Genomic DNA, 6151 nt, shown 5'->3' with positions numbered 1-6151 from the left:
CAGCCGGTCAGGCTGCACCGGACCGCTCCGCGCCGCAGCTCATCCGCCTCGCCGGTGCACGCCCCTCGGCACTGCACGACGCCGGACAGCAGCCCGCTGATCAGGCTGGCGCGCGTTCCCCTCGGAGGGGCGACGCGGTGCGTCGTCCGCCGCGCTCGGCCCGCGTGGGCTGGCAGAGCAGGCAGCGCTGGCCTCAGCCAGAGCGAGCGCGGCTGGGTTGCCCGCTCTCCCAGGGGACGGGTGTAGGGCGCGGGCGGCCGAGCGCACCCGGACAGGCTGGCGGGAAGGGTGGCGGGGCGTTCGGCTCACGCGGCGGCAGCCCCGGACACCTGCCGTGCTGGTCGGTCGCCTGGCCGCGCGGCTCGGCGATGCGCGAGCCCGATCGGCTCGCTCGCCGGCGTGGGGTGCTGCGCGCAGCGCCGGCTGACAAACGCCGATCATCACGCATCCTCACGAAAGCCACGCTCCCACCTGCCCAGGCTTGCCAGATCGGCTGGACATGATAATCTTTTTCTCGTTCACGTGCGTATCTTCCCAGCGAATGCCGTTTCGATGTTGCTGCTTCGGAAACCGGAAAAAGGAGGGATATGATGCTACTCCTGCGGTATGGACTCGTCGCAGCAGTACTGGCAGCACTCGTCAATGCGGTCCTGTGGGGCATCGCCCGCGCGGTCGGGGTGTCGCTGCGCGTCCAACCACCTGGCCAACCGGAGAGCGAAATCGGCTTGCCACAGGTCGTGATCCTGACTGTTGCACCGCTCCTCATCGGAACCGGCTTCTACGGCCTCCTGCGACGCTGGAGTCGCCGCCCGTTCCTGATCTTCGTCATCCTCGCGCTGCTCGTCTTCGCGGTCCTGCTCGTCCCACCGTTCGCCGCCACCGATCGGCCGGGCACCCGCTTCCTGCTCATTCTGATGCACGTGGTGGCGACACTGGCCATCCTGGCTGGCCTCTACCAGTTCGAGCGCCGGCGCGCCCGGCTCTGACGCGCGTGCCCGATCGGGACTATTCCGACCGGGCACGGCAGAGGAAGAAACTCCCCTGATCGTCGAGCGGGGTGGACGCTAGAGCGTGATCACCTGATCGGGCGGATTCTGCGCCAGCGCCGCGTAGAGATCGGGGAAGCAGCCGACCTGCACGCCGGCGACCGTCCCGACCGGACGGATCTCCGCTGGTTCGGTCCGCCCACGTCCTGTCCCCGGATCGCACCAGCGCGGCTGCCCTTCGGCTAGGTGCCGCTCCAGGGCACACATGTCGCACATCATGAGGAGGATCCCTTTTTCCTGGGCGACCCGCGCCAACCGCTCGCCGATCGGATCGCCGGTACGCAGGACGAAGGCGTTATCGTCGAAGAAGAACATCCCGACTACTTCGACACCGTGCGTCCCCGCCTCCAGCTGCGGCAGGATCATCTGCCCCAGCTTGTAGCTCGCCGCACGTGGCGTCGCGAACACGTAGGCGACTCGCATTCTCTCCCCCTTGTCCAATCGAAGACCGCACCAGTGGCACGCCATCGGTTCGACCCGTACCCCCTTTCTCCGCTCCCGAGCGCGCTCACCGATGCGCTCCAGCCACGTTCCGCCGGACGCTCGCTGCTGCGTCGGAGGTATTGATACACAGTCTCATATAGATCGACAACCCCTTCCGCACAGCGGGCAAGTTCCCGCTGTGCCCGTCGACTCGCTCACCGAGATCGGGAAACGGGAGCGACTCCCTGGTCGTCCTCGCGGTGCCTTCGGCCTCGACGAGGACGCTCAACTGCGCGCCGCCATGAGGCGCCGCCATGCCCCACGCCCGCGCACGACGCCGGCGACCGCCAGGAAGAGGACAGTGGCGACCAGCACGATCGCCCCACCGGAGGGAACACTCAGGTAGTAGCTCAGATAGAAGCCGACCGACGCTGCCGCGGCGCCGAAGACGACCGCCAATACCATCATGCTGGGCATCCGACGCGCGACCAGCGCAGCCGTCGCTGCCGGCGTGACCAGCATCGCCAGCACCAGGACCACACCGACCGCTTGCACCGAGACCACGACCGTCACCGAGAGGAGCAAGAGGAGCAGGAGCTGCAACGCCCCGACCGGCAAACCGGCCGCTTCGGCCACGACAGGATCGAAGTGAGCGAAGAGAAGCTCCTTGTAGAGCAGCAGCATCGTCGCCAGCACGACCGCCCCCGCTAGACCGATGGCCCAAAGATCGCGGGAGCGCACCGCCAGGATATCGCCGAAGACGTAGCTGAACAGATCGACTGTGTAGGTCCGGATACCGATCGCCATCAGGACGACGCCGAGCGCGAAGAACCCGCTGAACACGATCCCGATCGCCGTATCGGTACTCAAGCCGATGCGCCGGGTCACCCAGCCGATCCCCAGACCGGCTGTCACCGCGGCAGCCAGCGCCCCCAGGTAGAAGCTGAAGCCAGCCAGGAAGGCCACCACGATGCCGGTGAACGCGACGTGCGCCAGCGCATCGCCGATGAACGCCAGCCCCTTGAGGACGACATAGCTGCCGACCAGCGCGCACAACGACCCGACCAGCACGGCCGCGACGAGCGCACGCAGCAGGAAGCCGTAGCGCAGTGGCTCGAGGAGGAAGTCAACAAACCCGTTCATCCCCGTCCTCGCTCTCCACCACGATCACCCGGTCACCGTAGCGCAGCAGCAGGAGATGCGACTGGAACGTGCGGTTGAGCAGTGTCTCGGTGAAGACCTCCTGTGGCGGCCCATAGGCGATCACCTCATGGTTGAGAAGCAGCACGCGATCGAACCGTTGCGCCACGCAGGACAGATCGTGGGTCGCCACGAGCGCCGTCTTCCCCTGCCGACAAAGCTGCTCCAGAAGCTCGAACACGAAGTGCTGGGTCGGCGCGTCCACCCCGCTCACCGGCTCGTCGAGGAGAAAGATCTCCGGCTCCTGCGCCAGGGCCCGCGCCAGGAAGACGCGCTGCCGTTGCCCACCGGAAAGCTCGGCGATCAGCCGGTCACGGAACTCGAGCATCCCCACCTGCTCGAGCGCCCAGAGCGCCCGCTCGCGGTCAGTCTTCCCGGGACGCCGGAACAGCCCCAGCCGCGGGTAGCGTCCCATCAGCGTCACGTCCAGGACGGTGACCGGGAAGTCCCAGTCGATCGTCTCCCGCTGCGGAATGTAGGCGATATCCGGATTGGGTCGCGCTGGTCTCCCTTCCACGAGCACGCGTCCCTGCCAAGGCGGCAAGAGGCCGAGCAACGCACGGAACAACGTCGACTTCCCGCTCCCGTTCGGTCCCAGCACGCCGACCAGCGAGCCGCGCTCGACCGCGAAACTCACCCCGCGCAGGATCGGCTCGCCGCGCCCGTAGCCCGTCGTGAGCCCTTCGACGGCGATCACCGGAACCGTCGCTGCACGTGCCGGTTGCTCCAGCGCGACCGCTCCGCTCCGCATCACCCACGCAACCCTTCGACCACATTGGTCACGTTCTGCCGCATCATCCCCAGATAATCCAGACCGGCCGGTGCCGCATCGCTGTAGAGCTCGAGCACCCGCACACCCGCCTCCTGGGCGATCGTCTGCGCCAGTTTCGGATTGAACTGCGGCTCGACGAAGATGGCTGGTACTTGCTCTGCGCGGATCCGCTCCACCAACTGCGCCACCTCTTGCGGCGAGGGCTCTCGCCCCGGGCTCAGGATGACGACACCCACTAACTCTAGCCCATAGTGTGCCGCAAAATAGGGGAACGCATCGTGGAACGTGACCAGCTTCCGCCGTTCGGGGGGGATCGTGGCGATCTGACCCTGCGCCCACTCGTCGAACGCGCGGATTTCCCGGATGTACCGCTCGGCATTCGTCCGGTAGGTCTCGGCATGCGCCGGATCGACCTCAGCGAGCGCCGCAGCGATCCGCTCGACGTAGACGATTCCGAAGTCCGGATCCAGCCAGAAATGCGGGTTCACTCCGTGCTCGTGGTCGTGCGCATCTTTCCCCGCCTCCGGCGTGCCCTCGTGCTCATGCTCGTGTTCGTGCTCCGCCTCCGCACCCGGCGGCGGCTCCAGCCCCTCCGACAGGACGACGACGCGCGCCCGGCTGCCCACCGCCTCCAGCTGGCGCTCCATCCACAGATCCAGGTCGCCACCGTTGTAGACCACCACCGCCGCCTCAGCCAGCTTGGCCACATCGCGCGGCGCCGGCTGGTACGTGTGAGGATCCGTCCCCGGCGGCAGGACCGCGCTGACCTCGACCAAATCCCCGCCAACCGCCGCGACCATCGTGGCGAAGATCGGCAGGCTCACCACCACCGTGAGCCGCTGCCCGCTCGGCGTCGCAGCGGCTTGGGCAGTCGGCGTCGGTGTAGGCTGCTCGCTCGGTGTCGCACCTCGTCCGCAGGCCGCCGCGAGCAGCCCCAAGAGCACGAGCAGCCCGAAAACTTTCCACCGTTGGCGCATCGCACCCTCCTCCGTCATGCTCGGCCGTCTCGTTCGCCCGCGCCAGCGGCGCCAGGCGTTCTCGATGATACCAAGTCTCAATAGTTGCTGAGACGCAGCTGCTGGTACAACGGAGGAGTCGTCGCGCTGTACCGGAATCCTACCGACGCGTCACGTCGAGAACACGGTTCGCTCAGGAGGAAACCGCGGCTTCGCGCTGGCAGAGCTGGCAGAGCCCGCTCAACTCCAGCCAATGACCGAGGATCCGGAAGCGGGTCTGATCGGCGATCTGGGTCAGGACAGCCTCCAGGTTACAACCGGCGAACTCGGCCACTGCCCCGCAGCGGACGCAGACGACATGATGCCGATGCCCATCGCCGCCGACCACGTAGCGATGCACGCCGGAGGGATGATGGATCCGTTCGACGACACCCAAGTCGGCCAAGAGATCGAGCGTCCGGAATACGGTCGCCCGGCCGATCGTCGGCTGGCGACGACGCAGCGCGCGGAAGATCTCCTCCGCGGAGAAAGGACCCTGCTGCGCCAGGACGTACTCGACGATCGCGCGCCGCGGCCCGGTGATCCGCCAACCGCGCTGGTGCATCGTCTCCAAGATCGTTTCCGCCGTGCGCATGATCGCCCTCACCGTCCTCCAGTATACCGGCCCGCAGTGTCGCCGATCGCGCGCACGCGTGCTCCCTCATCGTCACCCTACCCCCTTCCCAGGCGGCACGGCACTCGCTAAGCTGAGGAGGTGAGATTGCCCGATCGCTCCGAGGAGGTAACGATGCATATCGAACTCGGCCGTCCAGTCATGAGCCGCGACGGGAAGCGCATCGGAACGGTCGACCAACTGGTCCTCGACCCCGACACCCGCGAGGTCCGCGCCGTCATCGTCCACCGTGGCCTGCTCCTCACCGAAGACCGCCTCATCGACCGCGCCTTGATCGACACGGTCGCCCCCGACGGGACCGTTTGGCTCGCCCTCGATGCCGAGCAGGCACGCGAACTCCCGCTCTTCGTCGAGGAAGAGTTCGTCCGTTTGACGGACGAGGAAGCAGCCACGTTGCCGTACGTCTGGCCCAGTGGCGGTGGGCTCGGCCCGGTTCCACTCCTCTGGGGCGCGCCAGCCCGCGAGCCGGTCATCCCGGAACCGCGTATCGCCCCTTACGATCCCAGTGGCGGCACGCTTCCCAGTTCCACGGCCCCGACCCCAGCCCCAGTCGAGGTCGCGACGAACCTTCCCCCGGACGCCGCGCGCATCGATCGCGGGACAGCTGTCATCGCCAGCGACGGCACGCGCCTGGGCAAGGTCGAGCATGTCCACCTGAACGAGGACGGGGAGATCGTGAGCCTGGCTGTCGATCCCGGTCTCTTCGGCGGCGAACCGCTCCACATTCCAGCCGAGTGGATCGGCTCGGTCACCGCCGAAGCTGTCCACCTCACCGTCGACGCCGCGACCGCCCGACGCGGCCGCCGCTGAGGACCCCTGGGGTCCAGCAAAGGCAGAACCATCCCGCCCGAGACGACCCGGCTGGCGAGCGCACCTCCAGTCCGACCGGATCGACTCGCTCGACCAGTTCCCGATCACGCAGCGTTCGCCGACCTTCCGAGGAGATCGGCCAGCGTCTCCGCTGTGCCGAGAGCGGCGGAATCACCATCGCGGGGAGCATGCGCCAGCAGAGCCGCCAGCTCGGGCGCTTCTCGCACCGCACGCTGACGGAACGCCTCGATGTGGAACCCGATGACCTCGT

7 protein-coding genes are annotated in these 6151 nt (G+C 67.6%); 2 read left to right on the top strand and 5 right to left on the bottom strand.

The window, feature by feature from the left end; all coding sequences use genetic code 11:
* Positions 1-590: 590 nt before the first annotated feature.
* Positions 591-986 carry a DUF6069 family protein gene (locus ACWIVK_RS10635; protein WP_448576664.1) on the top strand — a complete coding sequence of 132 codons (396 nt, stop codon included), beginning with the start codon at positions 591-593 and terminating at the stop codon, positions 984-986.
* A 78-nt stretch (positions 987-1064) separates the two neighbouring features.
* Here ACWIVK_RS10635 and ACWIVK_RS10630 read toward each other — a convergent pair whose 3' ends face one another.
* The 5 genes from ACWIVK_RS10630 to ACWIVK_RS10610 form a co-directional block, all read right to left on the bottom strand.
* Complete coding sequence (locus ACWIVK_RS10630) at positions 1065-1469, bottom strand: SaoD/DsrE family protein (protein WP_448576663.1); 405 nt, start codon at positions 1467-1469, stop codon at positions 1065-1067.
* A gap of 285 nt (positions 1470-1754) precedes the next feature.
* On the bottom strand, positions 1755-2612 hold the full coding sequence (locus tag ACWIVK_RS10625) for a metal ABC transporter permease (protein WP_448576662.1): 858 nt from the start codon (positions 2610-2612) through the stop codon (positions 1755-1757).
* Entirely contained in the window at positions 2596-3420 is an 825-nt protein-coding gene (locus tag ACWIVK_RS10620; RefSeq protein ID WP_448576665.1) for a metal ABC transporter ATP-binding protein, read from the bottom strand. The genes ACWIVK_RS10625 and ACWIVK_RS10620 overlap by 17 nt, the downstream gene beginning before the upstream one ends.
* Positions 3420-4418 (bottom strand): metal ABC transporter substrate-binding protein, encoded by a 999-nt coding sequence (locus ACWIVK_RS10615; protein ID WP_448576661.1) that lies wholly within the window; start codon positions 4416-4418, stop codon positions 3420-3422. Before ACWIVK_RS10615 ends, ACWIVK_RS10620 begins: the two co-directional genes overlap by 1 nt.
* Before the next feature lie 172 nt (positions 4419-4590).
* Positions 4591-5043 (bottom strand): Fur family transcriptional regulator, encoded by a 453-nt coding sequence (locus tag ACWIVK_RS10610; RefSeq protein ID WP_448576660.1) that lies wholly within the window; start codon positions 5041-5043, stop codon positions 4591-4593.
* A gap of 141 nt (positions 5044-5184) precedes the next feature.
* Between ACWIVK_RS10610 and ACWIVK_RS10605 the strand changes: the two genes are divergently transcribed.
* Positions 5185-5880: a PRC-barrel domain-containing protein gene (locus tag ACWIVK_RS10605; protein ID WP_448576659.1), complete on the top strand. Its 696-nt coding sequence runs from the start codon at positions 5185-5187 to the stop codon at positions 5878-5880.
* Positions 5881-6151: the final 271 nt, after the last annotated feature.

The organism is Thermomicrobium sp., from assembly GCF_053493975.1.
The sequence above is the reverse complement of the archived record's forward strand: the minus strand, read 5'-3'. Positions and strand labels throughout refer to the sequence as shown.